Source organism: Streptomyces pacificus (genome assembly GCF_011766325.1).
In the GTDB taxonomy this organism is placed as follows: Bacteria; Actinomycetota; Actinomycetes; order Streptomycetales; family Streptomycetaceae; genus Streptomyces; species Streptomyces pacificus.
In genome coordinates, this window is record NZ_BLLG01000003.1 from 106,185 (window position 1) to 124,546 (window position 18,362).

An 18,362-nucleotide genomic window follows, 5' to 3' on the forward strand; every position below is an offset into this window, starting at 1 on the left:
CCGGCCCGCCCGCACCCGCCCGGTTGCCTGGTCGCCGAGCCCACCGCACCCGTCCCGGTGACGAGGCTTCGGCGACCTGGCTTCGATGACGAGGCTTCGGCCACCTGGTCTCGGTGACGAGGCTTCGCCGACCGGCCTCGGCGTCTCCGCCCGGCGTCCCCGGTCCCTCGCCCGCGAGCGGCCCCGCGCCACGAGCGGCCGAAACCCGGCGAGCTGCCGGACCACCGGCATCCTCCTCAGGTGACCGCCCGGTGCACCTGCGCCACGACGATCACGTTCCCGTACAGGTCCGCCAGGTGCAGCGACCGGCTGTCGGTGTCCTCCCGTTCGTTCCACACCCGCACGCCGTGCCCGCGCAGGTGCGCGCGCACCGCTTCCAGGTCGGCGGTGTACAGCACCAGCAGCGGCTGACCGCCGCACTGCCGGCCGATCAGTTCGTGCTCCCGACCGCCGGCGGCGGTCATCAGCCAGAGGCCGACCGCCTCCTGGCCGGGCACCCCGACGTGCACGGAGCGGTATCCGTCCGTCGTCTGGTCGTGCAGGACGCGGAAGCCGAGGACATCGCGGTAGAAGGCCAGCGCCGCGTCGGGATCGTCGACGAGGACGACCAGGCGGCCAAGCCCCGAGAACAGGTCCGTGCCGGAGTTCTTGTCAGAGCGAGCAGTCATGCCCGGCACCCTATGCCTGGGTACTGACAGTGAGCCGCGGCACCCGGACGTGGGGCCGGCGCAGCCCGCGCTGATGCCGTCCAGCCGCTCGTGCCGCCCGGCCGCCCACGGCCGCACCGCGCCCGTTGGAGGGTGAAAAACCTTGCAGGCAGAAGACGTTGGTGTGTCCGGGATGTGTCCGAACTGTTGACCGGGCAATGGTTCGGGCCTACCGTCACCTGCGCAGAGGGCCTTTCGGCTTTGCAGCAAGAATATTCAGCACGAAGTCCGCAGCCCATGCTTCGGACTTCCCCCCCACCTCACCCACCTCACCCACCTCACCCACCTCACCCACCTCACCCACCCCTTCCTGAGCCGCAGGAGGAACACCATGGCCAGCAGATCTCTGGCTGCCGTGCTCGCCGTCGTCGCGGGCACCGCAGCCTCGGTGATCGTGCCGCCGGACGCCGCACAGGCGGCGCCGTCCGGTACCAAGGACGTCACCGCCGTCCTCTTCGAATGGCGCTTCGACTCCGTCGCGCGGGCGTGCAGCAGCACCCTGGGCCCGGCCGGGTACGGATACGTCCAGGTCTCCCCGCCCCAGGAGCACATACAGGGCCCGCAGTGGTGGACGTCGTACCAGCCCGTCAGCTACAAGATCGCCGGGCGGCTGGGCGACCGCACCGCGTTCACGAACATGGTCGACACCTGCCACGCGGCGGGTGTCAAGGTCGTCGTCGACACGGTCATCAACCACATGGCCGCAGGCAACGGCACGGGCACCGGCGGCTCGTCCTACACCAAGTACGGCTACCCCGGCCTGTACTCCTCCTGGGACATGGACGACTGCACCGCGGAGATCACCAACTACCGGGACCGCTTCAACGTCCAGCACTGCGAACTCGTCGGGCTCGCGGACCTCGACACCGGCGAGGAGTACGTCCGCAACAGGATCGCGGGCTATATGAACGACCTGCTCTCGCTCGGCGTGGACGGCTTCCGTATCGACGCCGCCAAGCACATGCCCGCCGGTGACCTGGCTGCGATCAAGGGCAAGCTCACCAACCCGGGCGCCTACTGGAAGCAGGAGGCGATCTTCGGCTACGGCGAGGCCGTCCAGCCCAGCGAATACCTGGGCAGCGGCGATGTGCAGGAGTTCCGCTACGCCCGTGACCTCAAGCGGGTCTTCCTCCACGAGAACCTGGCCTATCTGCGGAACTTCGGCGAGGGCTGGGGCTATATGACGAGCGGGAAGTCCGCCGTCTTCGTCGACAACCACGACACCGAGCGCGGCGGCGACACCCTCAGCTACAAGAACGGCGCCGACTACACCCTGGCGAACGTGTTCATGCTGGCCTGGCCGTACGGCGCGCCGGACGTCCACTCCGGCTACGAGTGGTCGGACAGGGACGCGGGCCCGCCCAACGGCGGCACGGTGAACGCCTGCTACAGCGACGGCTGGAAGTGCCAGCACGCCTGGCGCGAGATCTCCTCCATGGTCGCCTTCCGCAACACGGCCCGCGGTCAGGGCGTCACGAACTGGTGGGACAACGGCGCCGACGCGATCGCCTTCGGCCGGGGCGACAAGGCGTACGTGGCCATCAACCACGAGACGTCCGCGCTGACCCGCACCTTCCAGACCTCCCTCCCGGCCGGGGACTACTGCGACGTCCAGTCCGGCACGGGCGTCACGGTGGACGGTTCGGGCCGGTTCACCCGCACCCTCGGCCCCAACACCGCCGTCGCGCTGCACGCGGGTGCCAGGAACTGCGACGGCGGCGGCGGTCCGTCCACATCCGGCGCCTCGTTCGCCGTCAACGCCACGACCGTGTTCGGGCAGAACATCTACGTCACGGGCAACCAGGCCGCCCTCGGCAACTGGAACACCGGCAGCGCGCTCAAGCTGGACCCGTCGAGCTACCCCGTGTGGAAGCTCGACGTCGACCTGCCTCCCGGCACCACCTTCGAGTACAAGTACGTGCGCAAGGACGGTGCGGGCAACGTCACCTGGGAGTCCGGGGCGAACCGGACGGCGACGGTCCCGTCGACCGGCAAGGTGAGCCTGAACGACACCTGGCGGTCCTGACCGCGAGGGCCGGGCGGGCGTGAACGGCCCCCACGACGGCCGACGGGGGCCGATGGGGGCCGGACGGGGGCCCGCGTCGTGCCTCCCCGGCCCTCCGTCCGGCCCTCCGTCTGTGCCTCCCCCGTCCTGCGTCCTGCCCCCGTCCCTGCCCCCAGTCCGGCCCGCCGGGCGCTCCCGGCCCGGGGGAGCACACCCCGCCGGCCGTGCCCGTCCGGCCGGGGCGCGGGTACGGCCGCTCAGCGGCGCAGGGCGAGTTCACGCCTCACGGTGTCCGGGGCCGGCGCCTGGCATCCGGCGCCTGGCATCCGGCTCCCGGTGCAAGGCGCCCCAGGTCTTGGCCCCAGCCCTCGGCGAAGCTCTCCCCGCCGTCCGCCGCGTTCACCTGATCGCCGAGTGCGCGTTCCAGGAACCGCGCGAGCCCCCCGGGCCGCGACGAGTTCCACCCGCCCCGACCAGTGCGACGAGCCCCGACCAGTGAGGAGCACCCTCGTGACACCCCCCTCGCACGGCAGGCGCAGAACGATGGCGGCCGGTCTGGCCGTCGCCGTCTGCGCCGCACTCGCCCCCGCTGTGCCCGCAGCGGCCGCGAAGCCTCCCTCCCCGCCGTCCGACGCCCGGCTGTCCGCCGAGCCGGCCCGCCACGACCTGACCCGTGAGCAGTTCTACTTCGTGCTCCCGGACCGCTTCGCCAACGGCGACCGCCGCAACGACCGCGGCGGACTGACCGGCTCGCGCCTGAGCACCGGGTACGACCCCACGGACAAGGGCTTCTACCAGGGCGGCGACCTCAAGGGGCTCACCAAGCGGCTGGACTACATCAAGGGCCTCGGCACGACCGCCATCTGGCTCGCGCCGATCTTCAAGAACCGGCCGGTCCAGGGCAGCGGGAAGGACGCCTCGGCGGGCTACCACGGCTACTGGATCACCGACTTCACCCGGGTGGACCCCCACTTCGGCAGCGACCGGGACCTGGAGACCTTGATCGACAAGGCCCATGCCAAGGGCATGAAGGTCTTCTTCGACGTCATCACCAACCACACCGCCGATACCGTCGACTACGCCGAGCAGGCCTACGGCTACCGCCCCAAGGGCGCCTACCCGTACCTCGACCAGGACGGCCGCCCGTTCGACGATCGCGAGGGCGTCCCGCGGGGTGCGGTGGACGCCGGCTCCTTCCCCTACACGCCGGTCAGGGGCGAGGGAGCCGTCCGCAAGGTTCCGGCGTGGCTCAACGACCCGACGATGTACCACAACCGGGGCGACTCCACCTGGGTTGGGGAGAGTGCCGAGTACGGCGACTTCGCCGGTCTGGACGACCTGTGGACCGAGCGGCCCGAAGTCGTCGAGGGCATGAAGCGGATCTACGAGAAGTGGGTCCGCGACTTCCGGATCGACGGCTTCCGGATCGACACCGTCAAACACGTCGACCTGGACTTCTGGACCCAGTGGGCCACCGCGCTTGACGCCTACGCCGCCGAGCGGGGCCGTGAGGACTTCTTCATGTTCGGCGAGGTCTACTCCGCCGACCCGGCCGTGACCTCGCCCTACGTCACCCGCGGCCGGCTCGACTCGACCCTCGACTTCCCCTTCCAGGCCGCGGCCCGCGCCTACGCCTCACAGGGCGCCGACGCCGGCCGGCTCGGGGACGTCTTCGCCGACGACTACCGGTACACCACCGACAAGGCCAACGCCTACGAGCAGGTGACCTTCCTCGGCAACCACGACATGGGCCGCATCGGCACCTTCCTGAAGCAGGACAACCCCGGCGCCGGCGAAGCGGAGCTGCTGAAGCGGGCCCGCCTCGCGAACGAGCTGATGTTCCTCAGCCGCGGCAACCCGGTCGTCTACTACGGCGACGAGCAGGGCTTCACCGGCGCGGGCGGAGACAAGGACGCCCGCCAGACGCTCTTCGCCTCGAAGACCGCCGACTACCTCGACGACGACCTGCTCGGCACCGACCGCACCCACGCCGACGACGCGTACGACACCGGCCACCCCCTCTACCGCTCGATCGCCGCCCTGTCGAAGCTCACCCGCGAGCACCCGGTGCTGCGCGACGGCGTCCAGCGGGAGCGCCACGCCGGGGACTCCGTCTACGCCTTCTCCCGCACCGACGCCGCCCGGCGCGGCGGACCCGTCGAGTACCTGGTGGCCGCCAACAACGCGACGACCGACAGGACCGTGACCCTGAACGTCGACTCGGCGGAGTTCCGGGCCCTGTACGGCGGCTCCGGCACCTTCCGCGCCGAAGCCGGCGAACTCACCGTCACCGTCCCCGCGCTGTCGTCGCTGGTGCTGCGCGCCACCGGACCCCTCGCGCCGCCCGCCGCCCGGCCCGCCCTCACCCTGAAGGCCCCCGCCGCCGGGTCGACCGGCACCGTGGAGATCTCCGCCGACGTCCGCGGCGGACAGCTCAACCGGGTCGTGTTCGCCGCACAGGCGGGCAACGGAAGCTGGCGCACCCTCGGCACCGCCGACCACGCCCCGTACAAGGTCACCCAGCACATCACGGCCCCCGCCGGGACACCCCTGCGCTACAAGGCGGTCGCCGTCGACACCCTCGGCCGCACCGCGAGCGCCCGCGCCGCCACCACCGCGGGGCAGACCCCGCCGCCCGGGAAGCCCACGGCCGTGGAACGCACCCACGCGGTCGTCCACTACCAGCGCGCCGACGGAGACTACGACGGCGCGCGGCTGCAGGCTGCCGGGACCACGGCCGCGTTCACCGGCCGCGACGCCTGGGGCGCCTTCGCCTGGGTCGAGGTCCCCGAGGGCGCCTCGACCCTCCCGTACACCGTCGAGAAGGACGGCGCCGCCGACGGACCGCGGCGCACCATCGACCTCCGCCGTACCGGCGAGGTCTGGATCACCGGGGGGCGGGACGGCCAGTCCGGCACCGCACCCGACGGCGCCTACCCGCCGCAGGACCAGAAGAAGGCCGTGCTGCACTACCACCGGCCGGGGGGTACCTCCCCGGACGCAGGCTCCGGCGAAGGCGACTACGACGGCTGGGGCCTGCACGTCTGGACCGGCGCCGCCGAGCCCACCGACTGGTCGAAGCCGCTGATGCCCGTCCGCCGGGACGCCTACGGCGTCACCTTCGAGGTCCCGCTCGCCGAAGGGGCCGACTCGCTCGGCTACATCCTCCACAAGGGCGACCAGAAGGACCTGCCGAACGACCAGTCGCTGTCCTTCGCCACCCACGGCCGCGAGGTGTGGCTGCTCGCCGGGCAGCCGGAGTACCTGCTCCCGACGAGCGGCGGTGCGCCCTCGCTCGACCTGTCGAAGGCCGAGGCGCAGTTCATCGACCGCGACACCGTGGTGTGGCAGGGGACGGCCGCCGGCGCCGGCAGCCGGCAGCTGGTGTACGCGCCCGGCGGCGGCATCGAGGTGGTCGACGGCGCGCTCAGCGACGAGGGGCGGTGGCTGCGGCTCGACCCCTCCGCGCTCACCGCAGCCCAGAAGGCGAGGTTCCCCCATCTGAAGGACCTCCCCGCCTTCACCGTCGACCCGCGCGACCGCGACCGGGTCGAGGACGCCCTGCGCGGCCAGCTGATCGCCACCCAGCGAGCGGCGAACGGGGCACTGCTCGCCGCCACCGGAGTGCAGATCCCGGGCGTCCTCGACGACCTCTACGCGGGCAGGGCCGAGAAGGCCGCGCTCGGGCCGGTGTTCCGCAAGGGCCGCCCGACGCTGTCCGTCTGGGCACCCACCGCACGCAGGGTCGCCCTCGACATCGGCGGCAGGACCGTCCCGATGCGCCGCGACGGCGCCTCCGGCGTCTGGTCGGTCACCGGCCCGGCGAGCTGGCGGGGCAAGCCCTACCGGTACGCCGTGACCGTCTGGGCGCCCAGTGTGCACAAGCTCGTCACCAACAGGGTCACCGACCCGTACTCCACCGCCCTCACCACCGACTCGGCCCGCAGCCTCGTCGTCGACCTCGCCGACCCGAAGCTCGCGCCCGAGGGCTGGTCCACCCTGCGCAAGCCGGCCGCCGTGCCGCTGAAGGACGCCCAGATCCAGGAGCTGCACATCCGGGACTTCTCGGCCGCCGACCGCACCGCGAGGCACCCGGGCGGCTACCTCGCCTTCACCGACCGCGACTCGGCCGGGATGAGGCACCTGGCCTCGCTCGCGAGGAGCGGCACCTCCCACGTCCACCTGCTGCCCGCCTTCGACATCGGCACCATCCCCGAGCGGAGCTCCGACCAGTCCGTACCGGACTGCGACCTGAAGGCGCACCCGCCGGACTCCGAGGAGCAGCAGGCCTGCGTGGCGGAGGCGGCGGCGGAGGACGCCTACAACTGGGGCTACGACCCGCTGCACCACACCGTCCCCGAAGGCTCCTACGCCTCCGACCCCGACGGAACAGCCCGCACGGTCGAGTTCCGGCGGATGGTGCAGGGTCTGAACGGCGCCGGGCTGCGCACCGTCATGGACGTCGTCTACAACCACACCGTCGCGAGCGGCCAGTCGGAGAAGTCCGTACTGGACCGGATCGTCCCCGGCTACTACCAGCGGCTCCTCGGCGACGGCTCGGTGGCCACGTCCACCTGCTGCGCCAACACCGCGCCCGAGAACGCCATGATGGGCAAGCTCGTCGTGGACTCCGTCGTCACCTGGGCGAAGCAGTACAAGGTCGACGGCTTCCGCTTCGACCTGATGGGACACCATCCGAAGGCGAACATGCTCGCCGTCCGCGAGGCCCTCGACGCGCTCACCGCCGAGAAGGACGGCGTCGACGGGAAGCGGATCGTCCTGTACGGGGAGGGCTGGAACTTCGGCGAGATCGCCGACGACGCCCGCTTCGTCCAGGCCACCCAGGAGAACATGGCCGGTACCGGCATCGCCACCTTCTCCGACCGGGCACGGGACGCCGTCCGCGGCGGCGGCCCGTTCGACGAGGACCCGGGCGTGCAGGGCTTCGCCTCCGGTCTGTTCACCGAGCCCAACGCCTCCGAGGCCAACGGCACCCCCGCCGAGCAGCGCGCCCGGCTGCTGCACTACCAGGACCTGATCAAGGTCGGGCTGTCGGGGAACCTGGCGTCGTACACCTTCACCGACACCCGGGGCCGCACGGTCAAGGGCTCGGAGGTGGACTACAACGGCTCACCGGCAGGCTACGCGGCCGCGCCCGGCGACGCCCTGGCCTACGCGGACGCCCACGACAACGAGACGCTCTACGACGCCCTCGCGTTCAAGCTGCCGCCGTCCGTCTCCGCCGCCGACCGGGCCCGGATGCAGGTACTGGCGATGGCGACGGCCGCGCTCTCCCAGGGGCCCGCGCTGTCCCAGGCCGGCACCGACCTGCTGCGGTCCAAGTCGCTGGACCGCAACTCCTACGACAGCGGCGACTGGTTCAACCCCGTCCACTGGGACTGCCGCGACGGCAACGGCTTCGGCCGCGGTCTGCCGCCGGCCGCCGACAACAAGGACAAGTGGCCTTTCGCCAGGCCGCTGCTGACCGCGCCGACGCTGAAGCCCGGCTGCGCGGAGATCACCGGCACCTCGGCCGCCTACCGCGACCTGCTCAGAATCCGCACGACCGAGGAGGCGTTCGGCCTCGGCACGGCGGACGAGGTGCGCTCGGCGCTCTCCTTCCCCCTCTCGGGGACGGGCGAGACGCCCGGCGTGATCACCATGCGCCTCGGCGACCTGGTAGTGGTGTTCAACGCGACCCCGGACCGGCAGAGCCAGCGGATCGGCGCCCTGGCGGGCACCCCGTACGGGCTGCACCCGGTCCAGGCCGGGGGAGCCGACGAGGTGGCCAAGGCGTCGTCGTACGACGGCAGCACCGGCACCTTCGCGGTGCCGGGCCGCACGGCAGCCGTCTTCGTCCGCGGCTGAGCGGCGGTTGAGCGGGTGTCGGGCGGTGGCTGCGTCCCCGGGGCGTGGGGGGCGTGGGGCCGCGGGACGTGGTTCTGCGGCTGAGCGGCGGGTGGCCCGCGAGCCTTGAGGGGCCCCGGCCGGGCAGCGGCCGGTTCGCGGGAGACGGGGGCCGCTCCGCGCGCGCCGGGGCCCCGGGCCTCAGGCGCGCTGCTCCGGCACCCGCGCAGCGGACGCCGCCTGCGGCACCAGGGCCACGAGCCGGCCGACGAGCTCCCCAAGGGGCCCGTCGGCCGGCTCGTCCCGCATGATGCGCGCCAGTACGGCGGCCATGTCCTCGTCGTACGCCGCGGGCACCGCGACCAGCGCGGCGAAGTCCTGGACCAGCTGGCGCTCGAGCTCCGCGCGCGGCACGTCCCGTCCCTCCAGCCAGATCAACGCGGTGGACTCGGCGAGCGACACCCAGGACCGGACCACCAGCCGCAGGCGCGGGGCCGGGTCGGTGACGCCGAGGTGGCCGAGGACCTGCTCGTAAGCCGCCTGCCGGACCTGCTCGATCACCGCGCCGGCGGTCCCGCCGCCGGCCGCGGGACCACCCCTCATCAGGGCCCCGAAGCCCTGCCCGTGCTCCTCGGCGAAATCGAAGAACCGGTGCATCACCCTCAGCAGCCGTGCACCGATCGGCCCTTCGTGCCGTTCCCTGAAGCGGTCCGCGAGATCCTCCGCCGCCCGCCGCAACGCGGCCTCGTACAGGCTCTGCTTGCCCGGGAAGTAGTGGTAGACCAGCGGGCGCGAGATGCCGGCGGCCGCGGCGATCTCGTCGATGGACACCTCGTGGGGCGAGCGGCGGCTGAACAGCTCGAGAGCCACGCCGATCAGCTGCTGTCTGCGCTCTGCGACGCCCATCCTTCGGCGAACCCCGGTCGTCATGCGAACAGCCTAACGGCCGGGCCTCGAACACCGTCCGCCGCCCGGCGGGTACGCTCACGGAACATGACGGCTTCTGACCAGGAGACACCCCCGCAGGCGCCGGCGAACGCGGGGGCGCAGGCTGCCCCTGAGGCGCCGGTGGGCGGGAGGAGGCGAGCGCCCGCGCCCGCGTCTGTGTCCGCCCCTGCGTCCGCCCCTGCGTCCGCCCCTGTGCCGGAGTCGGCGCCCGTGACGCCGGAGGCGCCCGCGTCATCGTCCGGGTCTGCGGAGGCGCCTGTGCCGGCGAAATCCCCTGCGGCGGCCGAGAAGACGCCCATGACGGCCGAAGCGCCCGCCTCCGGGGAGACGCCGGCGGCTTCGCCGGAGGGGATGAGCCCGCGCCAGGCCCGGCTGCTCCGGATCGCCGCCGCGTCCGTCCTGCTCGCGGCGCTGGCGGCGGTCCTGGCCGTGCGGCTGGCCAGCCGCACGTCGGTGCTCGTGGTCGGGGTCTACGGACTGGCCATGATTTTGTGCGGAGTCGTCATCGAACTCAGCCGTCACGGCCGTACCCGGCTGGGCACGTATCTGCTGGGCGTCGGCCTGGTGACGGCCCTGGTGGCGGACTGGCTGCTCCTGCCCTGAGGTGTCGTGAGGCGCCCGGGTGCCGTGAGGCACGGGCGGCATCCCGCGGGCATCCCGCCGTGGGGCCGCGACGGGCCGGTCACCGGGCCGGGCTCTCCGCTCGGGGGCTGCGCTCGGGGGCCGCCGGCGGTACGGGATGCGCCGCCGGCCCGCGCTCCGGCAGGGGCAGCCCGTCAGCCGCGGCGAGCGCCGCGCGCGGGTCGGCGACCCCCGCATCGGTCAGGACCTGCCGTATCGCGGCGTCCGGAAGAGCCTCCAGGACGCGCAGCGCATACGCGGCACGGGCGGCCCCCGACACCGCGGACAGCTGCCTCTCCAGGGCGAGTTCATCGGCGCCGCCGGAGTGGGGCGGCAACCCCGGCCCCCATACCCGGGGCAGCGGGTGCGGGAGGTGGGCCCGCCTCGGCCAGGCCCGCCGCCGCAGCGGCAGACCCGCGACCAGCGCCTGCCGCAGTACCCGCCGGCGGAGGCGGGCGTAGCCCGGCGAGGCCGTCCCGCGCGGAACCAGCATCCCCGCTCCACCGGTCCCCGGAACCCGGGCGGTGCGGTCGCGCGGCAGGGAGCGCTGCACGATCGAGTGAGCGGCCAGCGCCCGGCGGTTGCGGCCGAGGGAGGGCGGCAGCACGAGGTAGGCGATCCGCACCAGACGCGGATAGTGCTGCACGAGCGCCGCCTCGGTCTGCTCCGACTCGACGGCGCCGGGGGCGGGTTCCTGAGTGCTCACTTTCAGCTGAACGAGCGAATACTGCGATAGTCACCCCGAATAAGCCGCCCCCCGGTGCTCCCGTTCGATCGCCGGGTTCACGTGCGGGGGACCGGCGGGGACAGGGGCGGGCGGGGCATCGCGGTGCCCCTCCAGGGCCACCACGCAGGTGAGGCGGTACGACATCGCGTACGCGGCCCTGAGCGGCGCCATCGCGGACGCCAAGCAGAGCGGGGACCTGCTCGCGGCCGGCTCCGGAGCCGGCGGCATGTGCCGGCTGCTGGTACGTACGGACCGGCTGGGCGAGGCGGAACGGATCGCCGCCGCGAGCATGGACGCGGTCGAGCCGAAGATCACCGGGGCCGAGCCGGACCACTGCGCGGTAGGGGGCGGGCCTGCCACGGAGGCATCTGGGGCACATGGGGCAGCAGATGCGGGTGCGAGGTGCGGCACGTTACCGTCCGTTCCGCTGCACACCCGCGCGCCGACCGGGCACGATGGCCCGATGAGTACGCAACGAGCCCGAAGCACCGCTCCGAAGGCCCTGGCCGCGCTGGCACTGACGGCCGTCACGGCCCTCACCGGGTGCGCGGGTGGCGGGGACACGGATGACGCACCCGACGTGCCGAAGACGGCGACGGGGAGTCTGGAGCAGCTCGCGAAGCAGGTCGGCTGCGAGCCGAACATCCAGACGGACGCGGAGGAGCTGCGGCAGGCCAACTGCACCACGGGGGACGGCAGGTACATCCTCACCACCTTCGCCACGGACCGCGGCCAGCGCGAGTGGATCAACGAGGCCAACGACTACGGCGGCACGTACCTCGTCGGCCGGAAGTGGGTCGCTGTCGGCGACGAGGAGGTGGTGACGGCACTGCGCGACCGGCTCGGCGGGGACCTGGAGAGCGGAGCCTCGCACGGCGGGCACTCGGGGAGCGGTGCGGGCGGCGGCAAGGACGAGGACGAGGCCGAGCACTCCGGCCGTCACTGAGCGGGCCGCGGGGACCGGGAGGGAAGGCGCCTCGGCGGGATGCTCCTGCGGAGGCGCCGGGACGCCAGGGACGCCCGGGACGCCGGCATCCCCGGCCGGGGGAGCGCGGGGGCCGGAGGCCGGACGCCGGGTTGCCGGGGAGTTCCCCGGGGGTGGGCGCTTCCGCGGAGGGCGCCGGGGGAGCGCGGGGCAGCGCGCGCGGAAGAAGGCGCCGAACCCCGGGGCTCAGGCGGTAAGCCAGGGGGTTCGGCGCCGGCTCGGGGAGCGGTCAGCGGCAGGTGCGTCCGCCGTTGATGCAACTCACCATCTTCTTCATCAGGTTGTCGTCGAAGACGTTGATGAAGTCGCCGTGGTCGGTGATGGGCTTGTGCAGTTGCTCCGGGAAGGAGTCGACCGCGTAGACGCTGGGGTCGGCCCCGTCGAAGACCGGCGGCGGCACGTCGTACACGATGCGCTGCACGAGCTTGGGTATGGCGCGGAAGCCGCTGGGGCAGGCGCCGTTGGCCTGGGCGAAGGCGACATGGGTGCGGTGGTTGGCGCTGTCGGTGTTCTGCCCGTCCCAGCAGCTCTGGAACGTGAACGTCCGCACCACCTGGCTGCCCTGGGGGCAGATCGGGTACTTGTCCTTCAGCTGGCGGTTCTCGAAGCCGGTGCAGCTCCAGGAGGCGTTCGCGTTGGCGTCGCCGTTGACGAACGCCTTGGCGTCGCCGGTGATGATCCGCAGGAACCGCGGCATCGCGGTCACCTTGGACCGCGGGTTGCCCACGAAGTCCATGGTGACCTCCGAGGGCGTCTGGATCTCGCCGACGTTCTGGTCCCTGCCGCCGCCGTCGGCGTCGGCGTCGGCCTCCTGCTGTCCGTTCTGCAGCCGCAGCACCGGCCAGAAGTACGACGACTTGTCGCCCTGGTCCACACACGTCGTCTCGCCTGCCGCGAGGTCGTCGTCGCTGGCGAAGGCGTCGTTGGCCTGGTTGCCGATGTAGTCGTGCATATGGTGCGCGCCGTTGGCGACACCCGGCGCGACGATCACGTTGTCCGGGTTGAAGTTGCCGTTCTCGTTCACCCCGCAACTCGTCGTGAAGACACCGCGGGAGGCACCGCGCCGGTTGCCCCGCGGGTCACCGGCGTTCGGCCGGACGGACGTGATGTCGACGAAGTCCGACTGCTCCGGACCGTTCCCCGCCTGACCGCCACTGCCACCATCCTGACCGGCGTCGTCCTGGCCACCGCCCTGGCCCTGATCCTGTCCCTGGCCGTTGCCGTCCTGTCCCTGGCCGCCGTCGTCGTCGGCCCGCAGGGTGCACGACGCCATGGACTGGAGGCCCTGCGGCTTGGGCGCCTTGCCGCGCTCGATGAGCACGGTGATCCGCTTGAGGACCACCGTCCGCTCGTTCTTCAGCGGTGTGAGGATCTGCTGCTGCCCGTACTGGGGGTTCTGCTCGATCCGCTTCCTGAGCTTGGCGAAGCGCTGGTACGCCTTGGTGATCTGGGTGTCCAGGGCCGCGAGTTCGCGGTCGACGTTGCGGCGCTCCTGCGTCGGCACCTGTTCCAGTTCGTTGCCGACGTCCGGGCAGTCGATGGTGGAGACCGACTGACCGGCGGCCTGTGTTCTGCTGGGGCTCTGGCGGCTCTCACCCGCAGATGCGTAGACATTGACCGCGATCAGCCCACCCCCGCCCAGAATCAGGGCGGCCGTGGCGGCGATCGCCCGGTTCGCCAGCGTTGAGCGTTTGCGTGTTGTGCGTGCCATGGAACTCCAATCCCGGGGTGGGAGCAACGCGCCGTTCCATACGGTGTCGCGTCGCGCCACGTTCAGACGGGACCGGATTTCGTAGAATTCTCCATTCTCAAAACGGGTCTCACGGGATCAACGGGCCTGTCCCGCAACGGAGTCCCGTACAGCACGCCGCCGTGCCCGGCCCACCGCGCCCGCCCCCGCCACGAGCCGGGCGCGCCCGGCGCGGAATCTGCGCGAGCCGGCGCTCTCTGGCACGCGCTCTCCGGAGCGCAGAAGCAGTCGCGCGGGCGCGGGCGGGGCCGCTGGGACTGGTGGGATTGGTGGGAAGGGGGGCGCCGAGAGTCCGGCGGTGCGGCGGGCCGGGCGCTGCTCCGCCGCAGTGCCGAGGACGTTCGTCAGCCGCCGAGTAATGCCGACTCCTGGGCCTGGGAGAGGCCGACCGCAGGCCGGTCCGGTCGCAGCGGGGCGCTGGTGCCCAGCTCGCCGAGCCAGGCCCAGGTATCGGCGACCGTCTCCTCGGCGGGTCGGCAGCGCAACCCTGCCGCCAGGGCCAGGGAGACGTCAGCGCGGTGCATCGCGTCGTGCAACTCGCCGCGCGGGACCCACACGGGCAGGTCCGTCCAGGGCTCCACTCCGGCCGCCGCGATGGTCTCCGCGTCGAGCCAGCGCAGCTCCGCGCCCGAGCCGGTCACCCGGACGCAGGCCCCCAGCAGCCCTTCCATGGTGCTGTGGCCGGGCGGCGACACCAGATCGAACGGGCCGCTGAGGCGCTTCTCCGCCGCGTCGAGAGACCACCGGGCGAGATCGCGTACGTCGATGAACCGCACCGGCAGATCCCTCGGCCCTGGGGCGGGTACCGGACCGCCGCGCGCAACCCGGTTCAGCCACCACGGCAGTCGGCCCACGTTCTCCCACGGCCCGAGGACCAGCCCCGCGCGGACCAGCAGGGAGCGGTCCGCGCCGAACGCCTGCGTCACGGCCAGCTCCCCGCCCCGCTTGTCGCGGGCGTAGTCGGTGGCCCCGGCGTCCGCCGCAGCGCCCTCCACCAGAGGCCCGTCCTCGGCAAGCCCCGTGGCCGGCGGCCAGGCGTAGACCGAGCGGCTGGACACGTAGACGCAATGGCCGACCCGGTCGGCCAGCAGCCGCGCCGAGGCGAGCACCGCGGACGGGGCCGCCGACCATGTGTCGACGACGGTGTCCCACTCGCCCTCCGCGAGCGCGCCGAGCCCGCCCGGCGCGACCCGGTCGCCGTGCAGTACCCGGACCCCGGCCGGGGCCCGGTGCCGCCCCCGGTGGAACACCGTCACCTGCCAGCCGCGGGCCAGTGCCGCTTCCACGACACCCCGCCCGACGAATTCCGTGCCGCCCAGCACCAGAAGTCTCATGCTGCAGAGGATGCCTGCTCACCCGCTCCGGCATGCCGGATTACGCTGCCGGGGGAACCCGGCGGTACCGCCCCGCACCCAGCGCGGTCGGGATCAGACCTGGCCGGCCTTCTCCAGCGCGGAGCAGCAGGTGTCCACCAGCAGGCGGGTCACCACGTACGGGTCGACGTTGGCGTTGGGACGGCGGTCCTCGATGTAGCCCTTCCCGTCCTTCTCGACCTGCCAGGGGATGCGTACCGAGGCTCCGCGGTCGGAGACGCCGTAGCTGTACTCGTTCCACGGGGCCGTCTCGTGCAGGCCGGTCAGCCGGTCGTCGATGCCCGCGCCGTAGTTCTTGACGTGGTCCAGCGGCTTGGAGCCCTGGCCCAGCGACTCGCACGCGGTGATGATGGCGTCATAGCCTTCGCGCATCGCCTTGGTGGAGAAATTGGTGTGCGCGCCCGCGCCGTTCCAGTCGCCCTTGACCGGCTTGGGGTCGAGCGTCGCGGAGACGTCGAAGTCCTCGGCGGTGCGGTACAGCAGCCAGCGGGCGATCCACAGCTGGTCCGCCACCTCCAGCGGCGCCAGCGGGCCGACCTGGAACTCCCACTGGCCGGGCATGACCTCGGCGTTGATGCCGGAGATGCCGAGCCCCGCCCGCAGGCAGTGCTCCAGGTGCGCCTCGACGACGTCCCGGCCGTGGATCTCGTCGGCGCCGACACCGCAGTAGTAGCCTCCCTGCGGGGCCGGGAAGCCGCCGGCGGGGAAGCCGAGCGGACGGTCGCCCTCGAAGAAGGTGTACTCCTGCTCGATGCCGAAGACCGGCTCCTGCGCGGCGAACCGCTCCGCCACCTCGGCCAGCCGGGCCCGCGTGTTGGACGGGTGCGGGGTCATGTCCGTGTCGAGGACCTCGCACAGCACCAGCACGTCGCCGCCGCCGCGGATCGGGTCGGGACACGAGAAGACCGGCTTCAGCACGCAGTCCGAGGCGTGCCCCTCGGCCTGGTTGGTGCTGGACCCGTCGAAGCCCCAGACGGGAAGCCCGGAGACGTCCCCGGCGGGGCCCGTCAGAATCCTCGTCTTCGAACGGAGCTTCGCGGTCGGCTCGGTGCCGTCTATCCAGATGTACTCGGCCTTGATGGTCACGGGCTCTCATCCTTCGCGGGTGCAGCGGGTATGAGGCGCAGCTTGGCAATCCCGGATTTCCCGGCCGTTGCCCGAGGGTGAACCCCGTGTTACCCGGCGGATCTCCCGGGTCCCGTTTCCCGGGGCGCTCGGAGCGCGGTGCTGCGGCCGTCCGCGCGGACGGCCGGCCGTCACCCGCCGTCCGGTCCCGGACGCCCGCGGTGCAGACTGGTCCCATGACGAAGCTGCGTATCGGACTGATCGGAACGGGCCCCTGGGCGGAGCAGACCCAAGCCCCCGCGCTCGCCACGCATCCCGGGGCCACACTCAGCGGGGTGTGGGGGCGGCGCCCGGAGGCCGCCGCAGCGCTCGCCTCGGCCCACGGCGTCAGGGCTTACGAGGACGTGGACGCCCTCATCGAGGCCAGTGATGCCGTCGCGTTCGCCCTGCCGCCCGACGTCCAGGCACCGCTGGCGGCCCGTGCCGCCGCCGCGGGACGGCACCTCCTCCTGGACAAGCCGGTGGCGACCACGGTGGCCGGGGCCCGTGAGGTGGTGGCGGCGGCGGAGGGTACCGGCGTCGCGTCCGTCGTCTTCTGCACCCTGAGGTTCACGGCCGGCACGGCCGCTTGGATCGCCCAACAGGCCGCGTCCGGCGGCTGGATGACGGGTCGGGCGCACTGGCTCAGCTCGCTCTTCGGGCACGACTCCGCCAGCCCGTACGCCGCCTCGCCCTGGAGGCGGGAAAAGGGCGCGCTGTGGGACGTCGGCCCCCATGTGCTGTCCGTACTGCTGCCGGTCCTCGGCGATGTCACGGAGCTGACGGCCCTGCGAGGACCGGCCGACACGGCCCACCTGGCGTTCCGGCACGCGTCGGGGGCGTCGAGCACGGCCACCTTGGGCCTGAGCGCCCCTCCCGAGGCGGCGGGCACGAGTATCGAACTGTACGGGGAGCGGGGACGCGTGGCCATGCCCGAATGGAGCGATGCCGTCAACTCGTTCCGTACGGCGGTCGACGCCCTTGCCGAGTCGGCCCGCACCGGCGATCCGCATGCCTGCGACGTACGCCTCGGCCTGCGGATCACGGAGATCCTGGCGGAGGCCGAAGAGCGGCTGGGCCAGGTGCGGACCGGGGCGCACGGAGGCTGAGGGCCGGTCCGCGCGGGCGGCACGACGGCCGCCGTTCGCCGACGGCGCGGCGCTCTGCGCGGTGCCTTGCCTCCCCGCAGGCCACGTCCGCGGCGGCACGGGTGCGGCGGCACGGGTGGGGCGGCGACGGTGACGGCGGCGGGTGGGGACGACTGCCGCGCCCGTGGCCGTGCCGGGGCGGGAAGCCGTCGGGAGGGGGAGTGAGGGACGGGGCGGGATGGGGAGGGAGCCCCCGCGTTCACGTGGGGGAGGAGTCACGTCGACGCCGTACTCCCCGTCTGGCACTCGAACACCGTGAACGCCCTTTGGCCAGGGGCGATTGTCAGTGGTGGGCGATAGAATCGAACTAGTTCGTGAGGGATCAACCACCGCGCCAGGAGGTCGCCGATGGGCGTTGCCGCAATCACGACGCTGGGGATGGGAACGGGGAAGAGGACGGAGACGGGGACAGGAGGGGGCACGGCGAAGGCGGCGAGCGGGAGTGCCCGGCGAGGGGCCGGGACGGCCGGGAGGGCCAGGACGAGGGAGGGCCTGCCGGAGCGCCGGTCCGAACTGCCCGGACCGGCGAAGAGGCCACTTCCCGCGGGACTCCCGCGCGAGTGGTACGAATCCCACAACCGCCGGCTCAAGGCCATGCGTCTGGCCGTCGCGCTGCTCGACACCGGCGTGTACCACCCGGCGAACGCGAGCAACCGGAGGATACGCACCACGGCCGAGCGGATCGGGATCCGCCCGCCGTCCGACACGACGTGCCGCATGGTGCGTTCACTGATCCACTACGACGACTGACCGCCTGCGGAACAACCGGCGGATGCGCGCATCTGGCACTCGGTGGCCCGGTGGCCCGGTGGCCCGGTGGCCCGGCAGCCGAGCGGCTGAGGCGAGAGGAACCGCGCCCACGGCCGCCCGTGTGCGGCGCACCGTGCCGGGAGGCCCGGAGTGCACCGGTCCGGCGGCCCCGGCGCATCCGCCCGGGGCCGCTGCCCGGCTGCGCCCCTGCGACCCGCCCCGTGCGTCAGGGCTCAGCCCCGCTGCCGGGACTCGGGGCCCGTCGGCCCCGCCTGGCTCCGCGGGGCGGCGAGGCCAGGGCGGCGGCGAGGATGGGCCGGGGCGCCGCAGGCGGCGTCCGTGTGGCGTGTCACAGACAAGTCGGCCGTGACTGTGGGAAGTTCAACTTGGCTTGCCC

11 protein-coding genes and 1 pseudogene are annotated in these 18,362 nt (G+C 72.9%); 6 read left to right on the forward strand and 6 right to left on the reverse strand.

What is annotated here, in order from left to right; genetic code table 11:
• Positions 1–236: 236 nt before the first annotated feature.
• Positions 237–668 carry a VOC family protein gene (locus SCWH03_RS05655; RefSeq protein WP_173262820.1) on the reverse strand — a complete coding sequence of 144 codons (432 nt, stop codon included), beginning with the start codon at positions 666–668 and terminating at the stop codon, positions 237–239.
• Positions 669–1,038: 370 nt separating this feature from the next.
• On the opposite strand from SCWH03_RS05655, the gene SCWH03_RS05660 reads away from it, so the two are divergent.
• Both SCWH03_RS05660 and pulA read left to right on the forward strand, forming a co-directional pair.
• Positions 1,039–2,733 carry a carbohydrate-binding module family 20 domain-containing protein gene (locus SCWH03_RS05660; protein ID WP_173262824.1) on the forward strand — a complete coding sequence of 565 codons (1,695 nt, stop codon included), beginning with the start codon at positions 1,039–1,041 and terminating at the stop codon, positions 2,731–2,733.
• 522 nt (positions 2,734–3,255) lie between these two features.
• Entirely contained in the window at positions 3,256–8,580 is a 5,325-nt protein-coding gene (gene pulA / locus SCWH03_RS05665; RefSeq protein WP_173263350.1) for a pullulanase-type alpha-1,6-glucosidase, read from the forward strand.
• Positions 8,581–8,760: 180 nt separating this feature from the next.
• On the opposite strand, the gene SCWH03_RS05670 is transcribed toward pulA, so the two are convergent.
• Positions 8,761–9,489 (reverse strand): TetR/AcrR family transcriptional regulator, encoded by a 729-nt coding sequence (locus SCWH03_RS05670; protein WP_173262827.1) that lies wholly within the window; start codon positions 9,487–9,489, stop codon positions 8,761–8,763.
• A gap of 63 nt (positions 9,490–9,552) precedes the next feature.
• On the opposite strand from SCWH03_RS05670, the gene SCWH03_RS05675 reads away from it, so the two are divergent.
• Positions 9,553–10,110 (forward strand): hypothetical protein, encoded by a 558-nt coding sequence (locus tag SCWH03_RS05675; RefSeq protein WP_173262830.1) that lies wholly within the window; start codon positions 9,553–9,555, stop codon positions 10,108–10,110.
• Between the two features lie 142 nt (positions 10,111–10,252).
• Here SCWH03_RS05675 and SCWH03_RS05680 read toward each other — a convergent pair.
• Positions 10,253–10,834: pseudogene (locus SCWH03_RS05680) on the reverse strand (hypothetical protein); the annotation flags it as partial.
• A 484-nt stretch (positions 10,835–11,318) separates the two neighbouring features.
• Here SCWH03_RS05680 and SCWH03_RS05685 point away from each other — a divergent pair.
• A complete protein-coding gene (locus tag SCWH03_RS05685) occupies positions 11,319–11,801 on the forward strand; it encodes a hypothetical protein (RefSeq protein ID WP_173262833.1) in 483 nt (160 codons plus the stop codon).
• 268 nt (positions 11,802–12,069) lie between these two features.
• On the opposite strand, the gene SCWH03_RS05690 is transcribed toward SCWH03_RS05685, so the two are convergent.
• From SCWH03_RS05690 to glnII, 3 genes are all read right to left on the reverse strand, one after another.
• Complete coding sequence (locus SCWH03_RS05690; protein WP_173262836.1) at positions 12,070–13,551, reverse strand: DUF1996 domain-containing protein; 1,482 nt, start codon at positions 13,549–13,551, stop codon at positions 12,070–12,072.
• A gap of 383 nt (positions 13,552–13,934) precedes the next feature.
• Positions 13,935–14,924: an NAD-dependent epimerase/dehydratase family protein gene (locus tag SCWH03_RS05695; protein ID WP_173262839.1), complete on the reverse strand. Its 990-nt coding sequence runs from the start codon at positions 14,922–14,924 to the stop codon at positions 13,935–13,937.
• A 93-nt stretch (positions 14,925–15,017) separates the two neighbouring features.
• Positions 15,018–16,049, reverse strand: a complete 1,032-nt coding sequence (glnII, locus tag SCWH03_RS05700) for a glutamine synthetase (RefSeq protein WP_173262842.1) — start codon at positions 16,047–16,049, stop codon at positions 15,018–15,020.
• A gap of 215 nt (positions 16,050–16,264) precedes the next feature.
• Between glnII and SCWH03_RS05705 the strand changes: the two genes are divergently transcribed.
• Positions 16,265–17,176, forward strand: a complete 912-nt coding sequence (locus SCWH03_RS05705) for a Gfo/Idh/MocA family protein (RefSeq protein ID WP_173262845.1) — start codon at positions 16,265–16,267, stop codon at positions 17,174–17,176.
• Between the two features lie 417 nt (positions 17,177–17,593).
• On the forward strand, positions 17,594–17,965 hold the full coding sequence (locus tag SCWH03_RS05710) for a hypothetical protein (RefSeq protein WP_371872624.1): 372 nt from the start codon (positions 17,594–17,596) through the stop codon (positions 17,963–17,965).
• Positions 17,966–18,362: the final 397 nt, after the last annotated feature.

Coding starts and splice junctions, on each gene's coding strand:
- SCWH03_RS05670 (WP_173262827.1), bottom strand. CDS start 9,489: ATGACGACCGGGGTTCGCCGAAGGATGGGCGTCGCAGAGCGCAGACAG.
- SCWH03_RS05695 (WP_173262839.1), bottom strand. CDS start 14,924: ATGAGACTTCTGGTGCTGGGCGGCACGGAATTCGTCGGGCGGGGTGTC.
- SCWH03_RS05655 (WP_173262820.1), bottom strand. CDS start 668: ATGACTGCTCGCTCTGACAAGAACTCCGGCACGGACCTGTTCTCGGGG.
- pulA (WP_173263350.1), top strand. CDS start 3,256: ATGGCGGCCGGTCTGGCCGTCGCCGTCTGCGCCGCACTCGCCCCCGCT.
- SCWH03_RS05660 (WP_173262824.1), top strand. CDS start 1,039: ATGGCCAGCAGATCTCTGGCTGCCGTGCTCGCCGTCGTCGCGGGCACC.
- SCWH03_RS05710 (WP_371872624.1), top strand. CDS start 17,594: ATGGGAACGGGGAAGAGGACGGAGACGGGGACAGGAGGGGGCACGGCG.
- SCWH03_RS05690 (WP_173262836.1), bottom strand. CDS start 13,551: ATGGCACGCACAACACGCAAACGCTCAACGCTGGCGAACCGGGCGATC.
- SCWH03_RS05675 (WP_173262830.1), top strand. CDS start 9,553: ATGACGGCTTCTGACCAGGAGACACCCCCGCAGGCGCCGGCGAACGCG.
- SCWH03_RS05685 (WP_173262833.1), top strand. CDS start 11,319: ATGAGTACGCAACGAGCCCGAAGCACCGCTCCGAAGGCCCTGGCCGCG.
- SCWH03_RS05705 (WP_173262845.1), top strand. CDS start 16,265: ATGACGAAGCTGCGTATCGGACTGATCGGAACGGGCCCCTGGGCGGAG.